Source organism: Martelella endophytica (assembly GCF_000960975.1).
GTDB lineage: Bacteria > Pseudomonadota > Alphaproteobacteria > Rhizobiales > Rhizobiaceae > Martelella > Martelella endophytica.
This window is the reverse complement of record NZ_CP010803.1, coordinates 1,383,562-1,401,201: the sequence shown is the minus strand read 5'-3', so window position 1 is coordinate 1,401,201 and position 17,640 is coordinate 1,383,562. Positions and strand designations below refer to the sequence as shown.

Here is a 17,640-nt window from a genome sequence, read left to right as displayed (position 1 = left end):
GGCGCGTCATCGCCGATACTTCTTCCGATGGTCGGAAGGGGGATTTTGGTGATCAAGCTGAGGGAGACAATTATGATACTGGATCTGCATCAACAGGGGCTGACGGTGTCGGCCATTTCCAGAGAAACGGGCATCGACCGCAAGACGGTGCGCAAATACATAGAGCGCGGCCTTGAGGCTCCAGCCTATGGCCCCAGAAAGCCTCGGGCAACGGTGATCGATCCGTTTGCTTCTTATCTGCGGGAGCGCGTGAAGGCCTACCCCGGCCTGACCGGGAGCCGGTTATTTCGAGAACTGCGCGAGCGAGGCTATAAGGGCGGCTACACCGCCGTGACGGATTTTCTTCGCGATGCGCGGCCTCCGGCCAGCCAGGGTTTCGAAGTGCGCTTTGAGACGCCGCCCGGCGAGCAGGCCCAGGTCGATTTCGCCCAATTTCATGTCATATTCACCGACGAACCAATGACGCCGAGGATTGTGTGGCTGTTCTCGATGGTGCTGGGGCATAGCCGCCTCATCTGGGCGCGCTTCGTCATGCATCAGAACCTGCCGACCGTCCTGCGCTGCCATATCGCTGCGTTCGAAGCCCTTGGCGGCGCTCCAAGGGAGGTGCTTTATGATCGGATGAAGACTGCCGTTATCGGCGAAGGGCAGACGGAGGGCATCATCTACAATCGTGCGCTCATCGATCTGGCACGCCACTACGGTTTCCATCCCAAGGCATGCAAACCTTATCGTGCCAAGACGAAGGGCAAGGTCGAGCGGCCGTTCCGTTATATCCGAGAGGACTTCTTCCTGGCCCGCTCGTTTCGCAATCTCGATGACCTGAATGCCCAGTTGCGGCACTGGCTGGACACTGTTGCCAATCCGAGAAAGCATGCCACGACCCTTCGCGTCGTCAACGAAGCCTTTGCCGAAGAGCGGCCGCACCTGCGGCCGTTACCGCTGGCACCGTTCAAATCCGTTCTCAAGCTTGAGCGCCGCGTGTCGCGGGAAGGCATGGTCAGCGTTGGTGGCAATGCCTATAGCGTCCCTGATGCCACGCGCAGTCGGACGGTTGAGGTCCATTCGTTCGCCGACGAGGTCCGGATCTTCGAGAACGGCACCCTGATCGCAGCTCATCCCGTCTTGGAGGGCCGTAAGCAGCGCCGGGTTCATCCGGATCATCGGCGATCCATTCACCCGCAACTCCGGCCGGGGGCACGGCAGGAATCCCATATTGTCAAACCCGCCGGCGACATCGTGCTCCAGCGGTCGCTCGCCTTCTATGATGCCGTTGGCAAGGTGCTGGCACAGGAGAACCGGCCATGAGCGCGACCCTCGATCCTGTTCCGTCGATGATCGACCGTATCCGTCATGATCTCGTCGGACTGAAGATGCCGCGCGCACTGGAAGCGCTCGACCATGTCGTGCGTCGCCTCGAACACGGCGAGCTGTCGGCACTTGAGGCCATCGATATCCTCTTGTCGGAGGAACTGACGCTGCGCGAGAACAGCCGCATCAAGACGGCTCTGCGCATGGGCAGACTTGCAACCATCAAGACGCTCGCCGGCTTCGATTTCACATTCCAGCCTTCACTCGACCGCGATCGCATTCTGACCCTGGCCCAGCTCGGCTTCGTCGACCGTCACGAAGCGGTGCATTTCCTCGGCCCTCCGGGAACGGGCAAGAGCCATCTCGCCACAGCGCTCGGCGTCGAAGCCGTGAAGGCCGGAAAGAGCGTTTACTTTACCACACTCGCAGACCTGATCGCTTCGCTTGCCAAATCTGAACGGGAAGGCAGGCTGCAGGAGCGCATTCGCTTCTTCTGCAGGCCGAGCCTGCTCATCGTCGACGAGATCGGCTATCTGCCGGTCGTCCAGGGCGGCGGCAATCTGTTCTTCCAGCTTGTCAACGCCCGCTATGAACGCGGCGCCATGATCCTGACGTCAAACCGCGGCTTTGCAGAATGGGGCGATGTCTTCGGCGATCCCGTCGTCGCAACGGCACTGCTCGACAGATTGCCTCCATCATGCCGTCGTCATACAGATCGAAGGCTCCAGCTACCGGCTGCGGCAGCACGCTGAACTCATGCCGGAACATGTCCGCTCGAAAGCGCTGATCGCGCCGCCCGCATTCACACCACCTCAAAAGCCGCGAGGCCCGAACCCCCGAAAAATCCTCAAGCCATGTCGTCGACAGCGGCATAACGTGGGGTAATTTTTACTTCGGCACTTCTGGGGAAATTTCACGCGGCATTGACAGCCGTTGTCGGTCGGTTTGCCAGGCCGCGAGAAGTCTAGCGTAACCTTGTTCACATAGGCCCAGAGATCGAGGTCACGGGAGATAAATTCGCTGCCATTATCCACCCGTATCGTCTTCGGGTAGCCGCCTTTCTGGCAGATCCGCTCAAGGGTTTGCACCACATCCTCACCGCGATAGCTTGCGCGTTCGGGCAGGCCTCAGAGCTTTCGGCGGATGACATCCTGAAGCATCTCGCGGTCCAGCGTCAGGTCCGCCACGATCCGCTTCAGTTTCGCATTCTCATCTTCCAAAGCCTTCAGCCGGCGCATCTCGTCAGGCAGCAGACCTGCGTATTTTTTCTTCCAGTTGAAATAGGTCGCCTGGCTGATCCCGGCCTTGCGGCAGATCTCCGCCACAGGCACACCGTCATCCCCCTGCTTCAGAATAAACGCCTTCTGGGCGTCCGAAAACTTCGATGCCTTCATCGCTTCCACTCCTTCTCCCAGCCAGGAAAATACCGCGGAACACTCCAACAGCAAACGATCCAGTTTTCATGGGGCAGAGCAAGCTTGCCAAACAGGGGCATCCACACACGTCTTGGTATACCCGATGCCGCTGGGTGGGGGCATCCAGCGCATCAGTTCACCTTGACCACAACGACCCCAATCAGAGAAGACTCTCAGCTCTTAAAGACATATCTTTTAGAGAGTGTAAAATTAATAAGCATTCCGCAAAGTGTACCGCACACAAGCGATAACAGCGTCGAGAACTCACTTCTTTCAGAAATCATGTAGGATATAAAGATCGACACAATGTAATTCACCATGCCGCCCGATAAATTCGCTATTAAGTAAGCTCCCCATTGCCGAATAATGCTATTATTTTTGTTCTCAAATGTCCATTTTCTATTTAAAATCCATGCAGCACTCGCCGCACAGAAATAACTCCCAGCCCGTGCCAACGGAAATAAAATCCCAATATGCAGCAATACTGTGATGATCGCCCAGTCAACACAGAACGCAATCACGCCGACAATCGCAAACCTCCCAAACATACTCATGTCTAGGCGGAGGGGCTCGGAATCGAAAGATAACACATACGCTTGGCCTCACGCCTGCTCAACGTCACCGTATCCAAAATCAGCCCGCAGAAAAAAGAAAGTGCCCCGAGAATACTACAGGCGGTGGCCATCAGAACCGTCGGCAGGCGTGGTACTAGACCAGTTTGGAAATAGGTCAGGAATACCGGTATCATGATGGCAAGCGAAAATAGAAGGAGCAGCAGGGCGACGCCGGAGAAAAACTGAAATGGGCGCTCGTCGCGCACAAGCAGCATTATCGTCCTCAAGATCCTGAAGCCATCACTGAACGTACGCAGCTTGCTGGTCGATCCCTCCGGCCTTTCCTTGTAAGGCGTCCCGATCTCGGCAGTTGGCATCCGCAGTTCCAGGGCATGGACGGTGAGCTCAGTCTCGATTTCAAAGCCGGTCGCTAGCGCCGGAAAGCTCTTCACGAAACGACGGGAGAAGACCCGATACCCGGAAAGCATATCGCTGAACTCGTTCCCGAATATCGTCGAGACAAGCCCGGTCAACAACCTGTTGCCAAAACGGTGACCACGTCGATAGGCCTCCATCGATCCACCGTCACGACGACCATTGACCATATCGAGCCCCTCTGCGCACAGAACGTCAACCAACTTCGGCGCAGAGGCTGCGTCATAGGTATCGTCGCCATCGACCAGGACATAGACATCCGCCTCGATGTCAGCGAACATCCGCCGCATGACATTGCCCTTACCCTGACGCCGCTCCAGGCGAACCACAGCACCGGCCTCCGCTGCAAACTCACGCGAGCGATCTGTGGAATTATTGTCATAAACAAAGATCGTCGCCTCCGGCAGAGCCGCCCTGAAATCGGAAACCACCTTGCTGATGGTAACCTCCTCATTGTAGCATGGCACAAGGATAGCGATGGTTTTATCTTCAGTCATATCTTTCTCGAATTGCATGCGTCACCAATCTTTGCCACTCTGATCACTTGAGGCGGCCTCCATCCAATTAAACGCGACATTGTGATCACGCTGCATATACTGCCCATCAGTTGTAACCTTAAATCCGGATTCAGCCACGATTTTCTTGTATTTTCCGGTATCAGCAGCATCCCAATAATAGATCCTGACGATTTTCCCCTCCCTCGCCAGGCGCCCCAGAATCTCTACCGACAAATCCGTCTCATACAAACGCCGATTCCCAGTCAAGAAAGCGAAAGGCATCATAAAGCCCCATTCCGGGAACACGTGCACAACCTGCTCGGGCAGGCTCATAGCATTATCTGCCATTCGGTTAATCGCGTCTGAGAACTTCCCGACCCCGCCGGTCTCCTCCAGCTTTAGAAAGAACGCGCGCTGTTGCAAAGTGTTGCCGATCAAAAAGAGGAGGCACAGAGCCACGGAAAACGACACACGCCACACCTTACCCCCACCAAGTCCCCCGTGCAAAACCCTCGATATAGCTAAAAATAAAATCAGATAACATAAAGGAATAAGCGCCGAAAAATGATGAGCCCATAGACGAGATCCAAAAACGGATGAAATTACAATGAAGGATATCGGAAGAAGAACTACAGAAGAATACATTCTTATATCATAGTCGTTTCCGCGTTTTCGTTTTATAACGTCAAAAATGAAATACAAAAACAGGATAATAAATGAGATAGCCATAGTATATATTTTCGCACAAGCAAAAATAGGCTTATCTGCAGAACCAAAAATAAGAATATTATTTCCATAATTACTTAAGGCTAGATAAACTAGAGACCAAGAGTATTCCAATCTCTGCCACAGGCCTTGATGGTCAGACATGGGGTCTAGGCCGCCGAGCGCATTCTTGAGCCAATCCAAGGCGGGCGTCACCCCCCCTAACGCAGCTGCCAAAGAGATGTATCCCACAACATAAGGCAGCACCCCTATACAAAGGCCGGCACAAAACCGGAACACGCATGCGATGTTCCTTGCGCTCAGATAAACTATAATAAGCAATGCCGGAACAAAAAAAGAGAACACAAAATAGCTGTATATAGATAAGCCTGAGAATACTCCTGGAATTATCCAATCAGACCTCAATAACCCTCGAGTTATGCCTGAATTCGGATTGTTCTTCGAAATTCTATAGGAGTCCATCTTGAATATAAAATAGAGAGACATAAACAACCAGAATACGCCTGATATAACAATATACATCTGTGTTCGGAATGAGGCGAGAAAAGCCATATCAATTGCCAAGCACAAAGAACCGACTAAAGAAACCGACCTCGATCCCGTCGCCTTCATAATTATAATCTGATATAATATAAGTATACCTGAAGCAAATACCCCTTGGGAAACCCTTAGGGATAGCATGTTAAAACCAAGAAGTTCGAAAACCGGCAAACCTACATAGTAATTCTGGACCCCATGATAGAGGTTCCCTAAAAGTGGAAAAATTTCCGTGGGAGGGAACCAAGTTGCGTTTCTCAACTCTGGGTTCAAGGTTTTGCCGGCTAAGTAATCTGGATTGACAGCATCCATATACAATCCAGGCAGGGCGGCGTCATGCAAATGGCCAACCCAGAAAAAAAACTGAACTATTATAAAGCAAATCGTGGTGTTCAGATATTTTGAAGCAAATTTGGTGTGATCGCTACCCAATGAATGCATTCGAGATCCCCAATATATCGACCGTACAGATCAGACACTTGTCGGAAGCGAGCATAGCCATATGTCAGAAGCCGCAACGACTTGTCTTTGGCATATCATCTCCATGCGCCGCCTACGGAACACGCAGCACTCTCCGTCAAATCAACGCCAGTAAAAACGCATTGTCTGTTGGTCTGCACGCATGCGTCACACACTTAAATCGAGAGTTCGCGGGTGACTGATAGTTCGGTTGGTATTCCTAGGCAAGTGTTTGAGTGGCGCCGGCATCGAAAATTCCCGTTTCTCGCCGCACTTCGATCGGCGTTTTGTTGCCCGGCGAGAAGTCCCTCAGCGCGCAGCTCGAAAAGAGTTGAGCAGTTTCAGAGATTTGTGATCCAGTTCTGTCGCCAAACCGAAATGGGTCTGACCTGTACACCCTCTGTTATAATCACTTTGTCCACTGGCGGCAGGCTGGTGACTGAGATCGCCAAGGCGATTTGTTCGGCCTTCGGCGGCGATATTCAGGTGATCGACTCGTCGTGTGTTCGCTTGCATCAGCATGGTGTCGCCGGCAAACTCGGAGCGGTTCAGCGACATTCAAGACAGACACTGAGGAAATGATAGAGCATGATCAGCAAGTTCAAAGACATCGGTAGATTCTTCCGCTACAAGCGCACCACTCGACGTACGGTGGTGACTGTTATCGGAGCGCGCAGCGGCACTTCGGCCCTTACCGGGACATTGGGCATTCTCGGATGCACGCTTCCCAAGAACCTGATGTCAGCAAACATGGCAAATGAGAAGGGGTATTTTGAGCCTCAGGATCTGGCTAATCTCCACGATGAAATCCTAGAAGCTGTTGACAGCGAATGGAGTGACTGTCGTCCCTTCCCTTTCGAGAGGCTAGACGCGAGTCAGGTCGAGGATTACACGCAGCGAATTGCGTGCGCCTTCCAGCAGAATTACGGCGACGCCGCGCTCTGCGTACTCAAGGAGCCGCGCATGTGCCGTATGCTCGACCTATGGGATATCATATTCCAAAAGCTGGATGCCGACCCGGTGTTCTGCTTCATTTCTAGAAATCCGGCTGAAATTGCCGGGTCACTAAGAGCCAGAGACGGCTCTTCGCTGGAGCAAGGTCTTATGTATTATATCAGAAATCAATTAGACGCCGAAAAAGCAACGCGACGTCGTCGCCGGGCTTTTGTTTCCTACGACAATTTGCTCTCCGACTGGCGCAGAACCGTCAGTGATATAAGCGGAAGTCTCGATATCGTTCTTTCTAAGACGCAGGAGCGATCGGAAAAGGTGGACGCATTTCTCGATCGCAAATTACGCCATCATGCAGGTGACGGCGCCGCTCCCTCCGGAGAGTTGTTTGATATTGCCATGGCGGTCCATGAATCGCTTTTTCTAGTCACAGACCAGAAAAGTGGGTTGGCGGCCCAAGAAAAACTTGATGACTTGAGAGCCATTTTCAATGAGCGGTTAATGGAATACGCAGGTAAATAAAAGGCTCCAACTTGGCTTGCAAACAGCTTTTGATACACGAGGCTGGCAAATGGCGGAAACCATGATCGTCGGGAACACTGGTGTGCATCCTCTTGTACTCTGCAAAATCAAGCCCACTATTGAGAGCTTTTCGAGTCCGACTCTCAGAGTCTGTTCAAGAAAGCGGATATCGAGCGAGCCGCTTTGTCATGAGCTTGATCATAGCGGTCTGAATGAAGGCGAGGCTTGTTGCTGAGAACCGCTCGAAATCCTTTGCCAAACGGCGGTTTATCCCGAGCCACGCCAATGTTCGTTCGACAATCCAGCGCTTCGGCAGAACCTGAAAGCCTGCTTGATTGCGCTTGACGATCTCCATCGGTCTCGGGCTTGCCTCTTCGACCCTTTGGTCTTGATAGCCGCCGTCACCGCAGATTTTTTCAATGAAAGGAAAACGATCGGCGATTTTGTTGAACACGAGCGCTGCTCCGTCGCGATCCTGAATGCATGCCGAGCGTGTCGACCAGAATGTGCCGTTTGCGGCCCTTGACCTTCTTGCCTGCATCATAGCCGACATCGCGGTGTACATCCGGGCCAGACTTCACCGACTGGCTGTCAATGATGGCAAACGACGGCTGTTCCTCGCGCCCCTCCAACCGCCGGGTCCGGCAATAGAGCGCGTCATGAATACGTCGCCATGTCCAGTCCCGGCAGAACCTTTTGAAATAGTGATGGACCGTGCTTTTCGGCGGAAAGTCGTGCGGCAGCAAAGCCCATTGGCAACCCGATTGCAGCAGGTAGAAGATGGCGTTTATCGCGGAGGATCGTGTCCCGAGACGTGGTGTATCTTAGACGGCCACGGCTCATCCCAGAGGGGCGGATGAGTGTCAGCTTGCTGCTGGCAGGCTGATGAGCGGATCTCGCTCATCTTGGCGATTGTCTCAAGGGTCATAGAGCGAGATCGCTGAACGGCCCATTCATCATTCTGTTCGAGCAGGAGCGCACCGACGAGGCGCACGATGGCGTCGTCGTTGGGGAAGATGCCGACGACCTCTGTCCGCCGCTTGATCTCGCCGTTCAATCGTTCGATCGGGTTGGTCGAGTGAAGTTTCGCCCAATGCTGCTTGGGAAAGGTCATGTAGGCGAGTACGTCTTGCTCGGCGCTGTCCATGAGATTGGCAAGCTTCGGGACCTTCGGCCTGATCTGGTCGGCGACATTGCGCCACTGGGCGCTCGCCGCCTCCGGCGTGTCCTGGGCAAAGGCCGTGGCGATGAAGGCTGAGACGACACGGCGTCCGCTTTTCCCGGCATGGGCGAGCGCATTGCGCATGAAGTGCACCCTGCAGCGCTGCCAGGTCGCGGAAAGCACCTTCGATACTGCGGCCTTGATGCCCTCATGGCCATCGGAGACGACGAGCTTGACGCCGCTGAAGCCTCGCCTGGTCAGCTTTCGAAGAAACTCGGTCCAGATCGCCTCGGCCTCGGACGTGCCGATCTCCATGCCGAGCACTTCACGCCGGCCGTCGGTGTTGACGCCGACGGCGATGATGACGGCGACGGAGACAATGCGGCCACCGCGCCGAACCTTCAGATAGGTGGCATCGATCCACAAATAGGGCCACTCGCCCTCGATGGGCCGATCGAGGAAGGCCTTCACCTTGTCGTCTGTGATTAGGCGTGGAATAAGGACCCCGTTAGAGGGGTGATCGGCTTCCAAAAGGGACCCCTTCTGGCACAGGGGTTACAACAGCCTCCGGTTTATCTCGGAGGCTTTTTATTTGGATGCTTGTTGTGGAAACAATTGCGAAGATACGCCGGCTTGCCCTGACGCAAGGCATGCCGATCAAAGCGATCTGCCGGGAATTGGGCATTTCGYRTAAWGTRKKMYRKAMGRKKYTRYKMSGTSSTRWRACAGCGTTCTCCTATGAGCGCACGACGCAGCCTCGCCCGAAGCTTGGACCGTGGCAGGACCAGCTCGATGGAATACTGCTCGCCAATGATGCCAAGCCGTCGCGCGAACGGCTGACGCTCATCCGGATATATGAAGATCTGCGCGATCAAGGTTACGAAGGCGGCTACGATGCCGTCCGGCGTTATGCCCGCAAATGGTCTAAGGAGCGCGGTTCTGTTTCGACAGAAGCCTATGTGCCGCTCTATTACGCACCCGGTGAGGCCTACCAGTTCGACTGGAGCCACGAGATTGTCGTGCTGAACGGCGTGACGACAACCATCAAGGTGGCGCATGTCCGGCTCTGCCACAGCCGGATGATGTATGTAAGGGCCTATCCGCGAGAGACACAGGAGATGGTCTTCGACGCCCATGACCGGGCATTCGCCTTCTTCGGCGGGGCTTGTACGCGCGGGATCTATGACAACATGAAGACCGCGGTGGAGACGGTCTTTGTCGGCAAGGAAAGGCAATACAACCGCCGTTTGTCTCACAGATGTGCAGTCATTTCCTTGTCGAGCCAGTGGCCTGTACGCCGGCGTCCGGCTGGGAGAAGGGACAGGTCGAGAACCAGGTTAACCTGGTCAGGGAGCGCTTCTTCACACCAAGACTACGCTTCAAGTCCTATGGGGAGCTGAACGGGTGGCTGCTGGACAAATGCATCAATTACGCCCGTGCCCACAAACATGTCGATCAGCCACAGCGCACGGTCTGGGACGTCTTCGAGGAAGAGCGATCCAATCTGATCGGATACCCGGGCAAGTTCGATGGCTTCCATGCTGTTCAGGCCGCGATCGGCAAGACTTGCCTCGTCCGCTTCGACAACAACAAGTATTCCGTACTGTCGACCGCTGTGGGCCGTCCGGCCGAGATCCACGCATACGCTGAGCACATCGTCATTCGCCAGGATGGCGTCGAGATCGGTCAGCATGAGCGCTGCTTCGGCCGCGGCGAGACGATCTATAATCCCTGGCATTATGTACCGGTCCTGACCCGCAAGCCGGGAGCACTCAGAAACGGCGCGCCCTTCCATGACTGGGTTCTGCCGGCTGCCATGGAGAAGGTGCGCCGTCGGCTAAAGGCCATGGCTGACGGTGATCGTCAGATGGTGTCGATCCTGGAATGTGTAGGGCTGGACGGACTTCCCGCTGTCGAGGCGGCCTGCCAGGAAGCGCTCGATCAAGGCGTGTTCTCGGCCGCCATCATCATCAATATCCTGGCTCGCAATCGTGATCCGCAGCCACCCGCCATTCTCTCCATTCCCGACGCCCTTCGTCTGACCCATGAGCCTCTGGCAGATTGCGCACGTTACGATAGCCTCCGGAGGGCAAGCTGATATGGAACGATCCCAAATCCTCGACATGATGGGTGCGCTGAAGCTGTTCGGTATGCGTGGCGCCTACGACGAGATCATGGCCTCCGGTATCAAGCGGCAGCATGAGCCGCCGCGCATCGTGGGTAACCTGCTGCAGTCTGAGATCGCCGAGAAGCAGGCGCGCTCCATCAAATACCAGCTCACCGTCGCCAAGTTGCCGCTGGCTAAGGACATTGATGACTTCGACTTCTCGGATACGCCGGTCAACGAAGGATTGGTCCGCCAGCTCGCCACAGGCGACTTCCTCTCTCCGCAACATAACCTGGTTCTGGTCGGCGGAACGGGAACAGGAAAGTCGCATTTGTCGATCGCACTTGCCCGCGCCCTGATCCGCAACGGGGCAAGAGGACGGTTCTTCAATGTTGTCGACCTCGTCAATCAGCTCGAGACAGAAGCACGAAATGGCAAACAAGGGCGGCTCGCCGACTTCATCACCAGACTCGACTTCGTTATCATGGATGAACTGGGGTATCTTCCGTTTGCCCAGGCTGGTGGCCAGCTTCTCTTCCATCTGGTCAGCAGGCTCTACGAGCGCACATCAATCATCCGTCACCACCAATCTTGCATTCGGCGAGTGGCCAGCCGTGTTTGGCGACGCAAAGATGACCGCTGCGCTCCTCGACCGGCTCACGCACCACTGCGAGATCATCGAAACCGGAAACGAATCCTGGCGCTTCAGAAACCGTTCTCAAAGCTAAAGCCGAAGAAGCCAAACAACCCGCGCCCGCAAGCCTCTACGCTAAATTGATGGCTCCGGGCCTGCGCGCGCTGATCGCCGAGTGCAACCCAAGGGAGGGGTTCCTTTTGGACGCCTAAATGGGGTCCCATTACAACGCTGATTGACAACTCGGTTGCACGGAATTCGAAATCATGGCCATTACAGGCCATACGACCTCCAAAGAGGTGACGAGATACACCCGGGCAGCGAGTCAGAAAACGCGGGCTGAGAGCGCCCTCAAGCGCATTTCGGGAGAACACAGCAAGGACAAAAGTGTCCCACTTTTTCGCAAAGACAATTAAGGTGGGACAAAACCAAGGTTTAATCGTCTGAAAAATATACACTTTTATAGAAAAATGGTGCCCAGACGCGGATTCGAACCACGGACACGCGGATTTTCAATCCGCTGCTCTACCAACTGAGCTATCTGGGCATACCGCCGGGGCGGCAGTCTTGAAGGGCTCAGCCCCTCAAGTGAGCGCGTTTATAGCATCTTGTTTTTTCAAGTCCAGCGTCAAATTGCCGAATTGCGGAGAAAAATCAGGTCCGGCAAAGAGGGCTCCCGTCCTTCCGCCGGGCGGCATTCGCCTCCTCCGCGACCGCACGGCAAGCCTCAAAACACCACGCAGAGCGAGACATCTTCATGAAGGTGTTCAGCGAGAGCGATCACGTCCGCAAAGCGCTCATCTGACAGTGCATAGGTGAGGCCATCGCCGTCGCGACGGACGGCGACGATACCGGCGCCTGTGAGGCGGGCGAGACTTGCGGCGATCAGCATCAGCGACAGGCCGGTGGAGAGGCGGAGCTGCTGAACGGTCTGCGGCCGAGCGGCGAGCGCGGCGGCGACGACAAGGCAGTGGCCGCTTGCGAGCGCGGCCAGCATATCGGATATATAGGCAAGTCGCGCCGCGTCAGCCGCTACGCCGCAGCCGTGCGTCACCTTCGAGATCGTCATCGGAAATCCGCCTGTCGAAAGCGTCAGTGAAAATGGACAAAATATTGCAGTTCCGGGCAATACGCATATTGTGCATGCGGAAACATGAAGCGCGAAGCCGGATCATGACCGGACAGTCGGGTTTACCAGAAAAAGTCTGGAAATATTATAACTCGGACGCCTTTAAATTGCAACGCGCACGAGCTGCGACTCGCGCGCGTTGCGGCAGATCCTTTGCGTATCCTACGCGGCCAAATGAACGACCAGTTGCGGCCTGCCGTCCGACGTCTTCTCGACGGTCTCACCGGTTTCAAGGTCGATCGTCGCGCTGATACGGCGGCGTTTCACGGCAAAGCTCGAAAACCGGGAGACATCGACAGGCGCATCGAAAACCACGGTAAGCCGCAGGAAGCGGCCACCCCTGCGGCCGAGCGCAGCGATGCGGCCTGTGAAGGGCACGCCGAGATAATGGCCGCTCACTTGCATATCGAGCCTGAGCTCCGGCCGGGCCGCCGATGCTTGGGCGGCCGCGCGGGCGCAGAGCGTGTTCCAGTCCCTGAAGCCGTATTGACCCGCGATCAGCTCCAGCGCCTTGCCGTGGGTGACGGGGCGTCCGGTTGCAGAAAGGCTTTCGCGCAGGCGCCGCGCCTGGCCCTTCAGAAGATCGAGGGTGGGAAGGTTCGTTGTTGTCATGGCGACGTTCTTTCCGTCGACGCCGGTCTGCCATCGGGGTTTCCGCATTGCCCTGAGCCCTGGCGTCATGGGAAACAAGCCAATGGCAACAATGGAAGCTTCACCATGCCCTTTCGGGTGCGGACGGCCGGCGCTTCCAGCCGGCGCCAACAATATCGCCGATCGGACGCGATGAAAAGAGCCAACAGCCGATGCGGCAGCGCAACAAAAACAGCCTCTACCCGATGCAATCTCCGATAGGCAATTGCCAATTGGTAGTGACATGATAACCTTGGCATCAGGGGAAAGAAGGACAAGAATGACGACACTTGCAGAGACACCGGAACCGCCTCAGAAAGCCATGGTCGTTTCCAGGCGGTTACGCGAAAGCATTCGCCTCCATCTCGAAAACATCTATCCGGACCGTGATTCACGCGCGTTGACGCGGCAGGTTCTCGAATCCTACTGGGGCGACGGCACGGTGCCCCGCAAGCGCGGCAGGATTGCCGGCAACAGCATGTGGAGTTCGGACAACGCCTATGTGATCACCTACGGCAATTCGATCATCGACGGCGAGCACAAGCCGCTTTCGCTGTTGCAGGATTTCCTGACCGAGAACCTGAAGGGCGTGATCAAGGGCGTGCACATCCTGCCCTATTTCCCCTACACATCCGATGACGGATTCGCGATCACCGACTATCGCGCCGTCGACAGCGGCCTCGGCGGCTGGGAGGATATCGAACGGATCGGCCGCGAATTCCGGCTGATGTCGGACCTCGTTCTCAACCACTGTTCGAGCCAGAGCAGCTGGTTCAACGAATTCCGCATGGGCCACGAGCCCTACAAGGATTTTTTCTTTACGGCGTCGCCGGAAGACGATCTCTCCGATGTCGTGCGCCCGCGCGCACATCCCCTGTTGCGCAAGGTCGAGACCGCCGACGGCGACAAATATGTCTGGTGCACCTTCAGCCACGATCAGGTGGATTTCGACTTTTCCAACCCTGAAGTGCTGATGGAATTCCTGAGGATCATGCGCTTCCACATCAATCGCGGTGTGCGCACGATAAGGCTCGATGCCTGCGCCTTCATCTGGAAGGAGGTCGGCACCTCCTGCATCCACCTGCCCGAGACCCACGAGATCATCCGGCTGATGCGGGTGCTGGCCGATTTCAGCGAGGAAAGCGTCGTTCTCATCACCGAGACCAACGTGCCGAACATCGAGAACCTCAGCTATTTCGGCAATCGCAACGAAGCGCACATGATCTACAATTTTTCGTTGCCGCCGCTGATCGTGCATGCGCTTTTGAACGGGACCTCGCAATTCCTCAACGCCTGGCAGATGGCGATGCCGCCGGCGCAGATGGGCTGCGCCTATTTCAACTTCACCGCCTCCCATGACGGCATTGGGCTTCGCCCGGCCGAAAGCCTGCTGTCGGAGGACGCGATCACCGGCATGGTCGAGACCATCCAGCAGTTCGGCGGTCGGGTTTCGATGCGCCAGCTTTCCGATGGCTCGATGCGGCCCTACGAGATGAACGTGTCGCTGTTCGATGCGCTGAAGGGCACGGTGAAGGGCGAAGACGAGCACAACATCGCCCGCTTTCTCTGCAGCCAGACGATCGCCATGGCGCTGGAGGGCATTCCGGCCTTCTACATCCATTCGCTGCTGGCCACGAGCAACGATGCCGAAGGCGTCGAGAAGTCCGGCCATAACCGCGCCATCAACCGCCACCGCTGGAACTATGATAAGCTGCAGCAGGCGCTGGCCGACGAGACCAGCCAGCATGCGCAGGTGTTCAACGCCATGTGTGAGCGGATCACCACCCGCACGGCTCAGCCGGCCTTCCATCCGAACGCGACACAGTTCACGCTGCATCTTGGTGAAAAGCTGTTCGGCTTCTGGCGCCAGAGCGTCGACCGCTCGCAAAGCATCTTCGCGATCAACAATGTCACCGACGAGACGCTCGAAATCCCGGCCATGTCGCTCAATCTGATCGGCGGCGAGAGCTGGACCGACCTGATCACCGGCGAACCGGTTGTCGCCGGCGGCAACAAGATCACCTTCGCACCCTATCAGTGCCGCTGGATCTCGAACCGGGCGTGAGTGTGGAACCGTTCGAAACCGGCATGCTGGATGTCGGTGATGGTCAGCGGCTTTTCTTTGCGCTCTCCGGCAATCCGAAGGGGCGGCCGGTGGTCGTTCTTCACGGCGGGCCAGGCTCGGGCATGTCGCGGTCGATCCGTGACTGCTTTGATGCTTCCGACTGGCTGATCGTCCAGTTTGACCAGCGCGGCGCCGGCCAAAGCACGCCGCATGCCAGCGCACCGGAGATCGATCTCTCGGTCAACACGACCGATCATCTGATCGGCGATATCGAGAGCCTGCGGCGCGCGCTCGGCATCGAGCGGTGGACCGTCGCCGGCGGATCATGGGGCGCGACGCTGGCGCAGGCCTATATTGCCCGACACCGCCCGCAGGTGACGGCCGCCCTGCTCTACCTGGTGACGATGACGACGCGGCGCGAGATCGCGTGGTTTGCCGAAGGCGCTGGCCGCTTCTTTCCGGATGCCTTTATCCGCTTTGCCGAAGCCGTGCCGGAGGCGACGGACGCGACCGCACGGGTCCGTGGCTATCATCGGCTGCTGATGGACCCGACAACTGCGGATGCGACGGCGCGACGATGGTGCGATTGGGAGATGGCGCTGGTCAGCGGCGAGAGCGGCGGCAAGCCGGATCCACGCTATGACGATCCGGCGTTCCGCCTTGGCTTTGCCCGGCTGGTGACCCATTATTTCGGCCATCACGGTTTTCTGCCTGATGGCGCGCTGCTTGCGGCGGCCCGGATGAACGGCGCGATCCCGGCCCGGCTGATCCATGGTGCGCTGGATATCTCCGCCCCGCTTGAAACCGCCCATGCGTTGCACCGGGCCTGGCCGGAAAGCCGGCTTGCGACCATTGGCGGCGCCGGCCACAATGCGGGTACGGCCACCATGCGGGATGCGATTGCGGCCGCCGCCGCCGACCTCGCCCGCGATTGCTGATCAGACCGGAGACAGGGCCGCAGGCCCTGACCCCGGTTCAGGCGTTCTTTTCCCCAAAATCCCGTGTATGGCCGATTGAAACAGCGGCAAACCGCAGGTCATACTAATTTCATATTTACGTATATACGTATTGTACGCTATGAGCTTTGCAGTCTGCGAGGAGAAAGACCATGGTTCCATCCCTGCCCTTCACACCCGAACCCGGCGTCAAGCCCGAGGTGCTGGGCTTCTTCGATCCGCAAACCAACACGATTTCCTACATCGTGCGCGATCCGGCCTCGCCCTCCTGCGCCGTCATCGACAGCGTCATGGACATCGACTATGCGGCCGGCCGGCTTTCCCACGAGAGCGCCGACCGGATGATCGACATCATCCGCGCGAAGGACTGGCAGCTCGAGTGGATCATCGAGACCCATGTTCACGCCGACCATCTCTCCGCTGCGCCCTATATCCAGGATGCGCTTGGCGGTCGGCTGGGCATCGGCGAAAACATCACCATCGTGCAGGACACCTTCGGCAAGGTGTTCAATGAGGGCACCGAGTTCCAACGCGACGGCTCGCAGTTCGACCGGTTGTTTGCCGATGGCGACAGCTACACGATCGGCGGACTGACGGCCCATGTGATGCACACGCCCGGCCATACGCCCGCCTGCATGACCCATGTCATCGGCGATGCCGCCTTTGTCGGCGATACGCTGTTCATGCCGGACGGCGGCTCGGCGCGGGCGGACTTTCCCGGCGGCGATGCCCGCACGCTCTACCGCTCGACGAAACGCGTGCTGCAGCTGCCAGACGATACCCGGCTGTTCATGTGCCACGACTATGGGCCGAACGGCCGCGAGATCCGGTTCGAGACGACCGTCGGCGACGAGCGCAAGCACAATATCCACCTCAGGGACGGCATCAGCGAAGGTGAGTTCGTCGCCATGCGCGAGGCGCGTGACGCGACGCTTTCGATGCCGCGCCTGATCCTGCCATCGCTTCAGGTCAACATGCGCGCCGGCGACATCCCCAAGGACAAGGATGGCCGCCCGGTGCTCAAGGTCCCGCTCAACGCACTCTGACAAGAGGAAATGTCATGCACGCACGCCCCGTTACCGAGCACTATCATGTGACCGGCCAGCTCAAGCCGCAGGATATGGCGGAGGTCGCCAGCGCCGGCTACAAGGCCGTGATCTGCATGCGGCCTGACGGCGAAGGCTTCTTCCAGCCGAAGTTCGGCGATATCGAGCAAGCCGCGAAGGCTGCGGGGTTGGGGTGTCACTACCTGCCCGTTGGCGGCAATCATTCGCCGATCACCCAGGCGCCGAAACTGAAGCAGATCCTGAAGGAAACGGAAGGGCCGGTGCTCGCCTTCTGCGCATCGGGCGGACGCTGCGCCAACCTCTACCAGCTCGCACTCCAGGCCGGATGATCGATCAGCCCCAGCCTGCTCACAAAGCCGAAGACGCTGGGGCTATGCTGCTTAAGCCGTTGATCAGGCATAACCTTGTTCACACGCACGTCACGGCAGCCTGGATCCTCGGGTCAAGCCCGAGGATGACACCGGTGGGGGCCGGGTTTTCCAG

At 57.1% G+C, this 17,640-nt stretch carries 12 protein-coding genes, 1 tRNA gene and 6 pseudogenes; 9 read left to right on the top strand and 10 right to left on the bottom strand.

Annotated features, from left to right (window positions below; translation table 11 throughout):
- Nucleotides 1–48: 48 nt before the first annotated feature.
- Together istA (TM49_RS06410) and istB (TM49_RS06405) are read left to right on the top strand one after the other, a co-directional pair.
- A complete protein-coding gene (istA, locus tag TM49_RS06410) occupies nucleotides 49–1,308 on the top strand; it encodes an IS21 family transposase (protein WP_045684868.1) in 1,260 nt (419 codons plus the stop codon).
- Nucleotides 1,305–2,186, top strand: a pseudogene (istB, locus tag TM49_RS06405) (IS21-like element ISRel3 family helper ATPase IstB). Before istA (TM49_RS06410) ends, istB (TM49_RS06405) begins: the two are co-directional and overlap by 4 nt.
- 57 nt (nucleotides 2,187–2,243) lie before the next feature.
- On the opposite strand, the pseudogene TM49_RS23350 reads toward istB (TM49_RS06405), so the two are convergent.
- From TM49_RS23350 to TM49_RS24040, 5 genes and pseudogenes are all read right to left on the bottom strand, one after another.
- A pseudogene (locus TM49_RS23350) lies at nucleotides 2,244–2,705 on the bottom strand (transposase); the annotation flags it as partial.
- 194 nt (nucleotides 2,706–2,899) lie between these two features.
- Nucleotides 2,900–3,274, bottom strand: a complete 375-nt coding sequence (locus tag TM49_RS24045) for a GtrA family protein (protein ID WP_158498612.1) — start codon at nucleotides 3,272–3,274, stop codon at nucleotides 2,900–2,902.
- Between the two features lie 8 nt (nucleotides 3,275–3,282).
- A complete protein-coding gene (locus TM49_RS06390; RefSeq protein ID WP_045680020.1) occupies nucleotides 3,283–4,230 on the bottom strand; it encodes a glycosyltransferase family 2 protein in 948 nt (315 codons plus the stop codon).
- Between the two features lie 3 nt (nucleotides 4,231–4,233).
- The gene (locus TM49_RS23340; RefSeq protein WP_144409490.1) at nucleotides 4,234–5,916 is read right to left on the bottom strand and encodes a glycosyltransferase family protein; all 1,683 of its coding nucleotides are present in this window, start codon (nucleotides 5,914–5,916) and stop codon (nucleotides 4,234–4,236) included.
- Nucleotides 5,917–6,243: 327 nt separating this feature from the next.
- A complete protein-coding gene (locus TM49_RS24040) occupies nucleotides 6,244–6,492 on the bottom strand; it encodes a hypothetical protein (RefSeq protein ID WP_144409489.1) in 249 nt (82 codons plus the stop codon).
- 30 nt (nucleotides 6,493–6,522) lie between these two features.
- Between TM49_RS24040 and TM49_RS06380 the strand changes: the two genes are divergently transcribed.
- Complete coding sequence (locus tag TM49_RS06380) at nucleotides 6,523–7,407, top strand: sulfotransferase family protein (protein WP_018064946.1); 885 nt, start codon at nucleotides 6,523–6,525, stop codon at nucleotides 7,405–7,407.
- 154 nt (nucleotides 7,408–7,561) lie between these two features.
- Here TM49_RS06380 and TM49_RS23785 read toward each other — a convergent pair.
- Nucleotides 7,562–8,006, bottom strand: a pseudogene (locus TM49_RS23785) (transposase).
- 188 nt (nucleotides 8,007–8,194) lie between these two features.
- Nucleotides 8,195–9,049, bottom strand: a pseudogene (locus TM49_RS06370) (IS256 family transposase); the annotation flags it as partial.
- A 116-nt stretch (nucleotides 9,050–9,165) separates the two neighbouring features.
- Between TM49_RS06370 and istA (TM49_RS06365) the strand changes: the two are divergent.
- Nucleotides 9,166–10,772 (top strand): annotated as a pseudogene (gene istA / locus TM49_RS06365) (IS21 family transposase).
- Nucleotides 10,669–11,522, top strand: a pseudogene (istB, locus tag TM49_RS06360) (IS21-like element helper ATPase IstB). The pseudogenes istA (TM49_RS06365) and istB (TM49_RS06360) overlap by 104 nt, the downstream one beginning before the upstream one ends.
- A 259-nt stretch (nucleotides 11,523–11,781) precedes the next feature.
- Here the strand turns inward: istB (TM49_RS06360) and TM49_RS06355 are convergent.
- The 3 genes from TM49_RS06355 to TM49_RS06345 all read right to left on the bottom strand — a co-directional run bounded on the left by TM49_RS06355 (nucleotide 11,782) and on the right by TM49_RS06345 (nucleotide 13,051).
- A tRNA-Phe gene (locus TM49_RS06355) sits at nucleotides 11,782–11,857 on the bottom strand.
- Between the two features lie 180 nt (nucleotides 11,858–12,037).
- Nucleotides 12,038–12,379, bottom strand: a complete 342-nt coding sequence (locus TM49_RS06350; protein WP_045680018.1) for an ArsR/SmtB family transcription factor — start codon at nucleotides 12,377–12,379, stop codon at nucleotides 12,038–12,040.
- Between the two features lie 222 nt (nucleotides 12,380–12,601).
- A complete protein-coding gene (locus tag TM49_RS06345) occupies nucleotides 12,602–13,051 on the bottom strand; it encodes a glyoxalase superfamily protein (protein ID WP_045684865.1) in 450 nt (149 codons plus the stop codon).
- Nucleotides 13,052–13,349: 298 nt separating this feature from the next.
- Here TM49_RS06345 and TM49_RS06340 point away from each other — a divergent pair, with 298 nt between their 5' ends.
- The 4 genes from TM49_RS06340 (at nucleotide 13,350) to TM49_RS06325 (ending at nucleotide 17,486) form a co-directional block, all read left to right on the top strand.
- Nucleotides 13,350–15,134 (top strand): sugar phosphorylase, encoded by a 1,785-nt coding sequence (locus tag TM49_RS06340; RefSeq protein WP_082074637.1) that lies wholly within the window; start codon nucleotides 13,350–13,352, stop codon nucleotides 15,132–15,134.
- Nucleotides 15,135–15,136: 2 nt separating this feature from the next.
- A complete protein-coding gene (locus TM49_RS06335; protein WP_244464808.1) occupies nucleotides 15,137–16,072 on the top strand; it encodes an alpha/beta fold hydrolase in 936 nt (311 codons plus the stop codon).
- A gap of 170 nt (nucleotides 16,073–16,242) precedes the next feature.
- Complete coding sequence (locus TM49_RS06330; protein ID WP_045680016.1) at nucleotides 16,243–17,136, top strand: MBL fold metallo-hydrolase; 894 nt, start codon at nucleotides 16,243–16,245, stop codon at nucleotides 17,134–17,136.
- A gap of 14 nt (nucleotides 17,137–17,150) precedes the next feature.
- On the top strand, nucleotides 17,151–17,486 hold the full coding sequence (locus TM49_RS06325) for a protein tyrosine phosphatase family protein (protein ID WP_045680015.1): 336 nt from the start codon (nucleotides 17,151–17,153) through the stop codon (nucleotides 17,484–17,486).
- The last annotated feature ends 154 nt before the right edge of the window (nucleotides 17,487–17,640 follow it).

Bases quoted from the DNA above. Each gene is read 5' to 3' on its own strand.
- TM49_RS24045 (WP_158498612.1), bottom strand. From the start codon at position 3,274: ATGTTTGGGAGGTTTGCGATTGTCGGCGTGATTGCGTTCTGTGTTGAC.
- TM49_RS06390 (WP_045680020.1), bottom strand. From the start codon at position 4,230: ATGCAATTCGAGAAAGATATGACTGAAGATAAAACCATCGCTATCCTT.
- TM49_RS23340 (WP_144409490.1), bottom strand. From the start codon at position 5,916: ATGCATTCATTGGGTAGCGATCACACCAAATTTGCTTCAAAATATCTG.
- TM49_RS24040 (WP_144409489.1), bottom strand. From the start codon at position 6,492: ATGTCGCTGAACCGCTCCGAGTTTGCCGGCGACACCATGCTGATGCAA.
- TM49_RS06380 (WP_018064946.1), top strand. From the start codon at position 6,523: ATGATCAGCAAGTTCAAAGACATCGGTAGATTCTTCCGCTACAAGCGC.
- TM49_RS06350 (WP_045680018.1), bottom strand. From the start codon at position 12,379: ATGACGATCTCGAAGGTGACGCACGGCTGCGGCGTAGCGGCTGACGCG.
- TM49_RS06345 (WP_045684865.1), bottom strand. From the start codon at position 13,051: ATGACAACAACGAACCTTCCCACCCTCGATCTTCTGAAGGGCCAGGCG.
- TM49_RS06340 (WP_082074637.1), top strand. From the start codon at position 13,350: ATGACGACACTTGCAGAGACACCGGAACCGCCTCAGAAAGCCATGGTC.
- TM49_RS06330 (WP_045680016.1), top strand. From the start codon at position 16,243: ATGGTTCCATCCCTGCCCTTCACACCCGAACCCGGCGTCAAGCCCGAG.
- TM49_RS06325 (WP_045680015.1), top strand. From the start codon at position 17,151: ATGCACGCACGCCCCGTTACCGAGCACTATCATGTGACCGGCCAGCTC.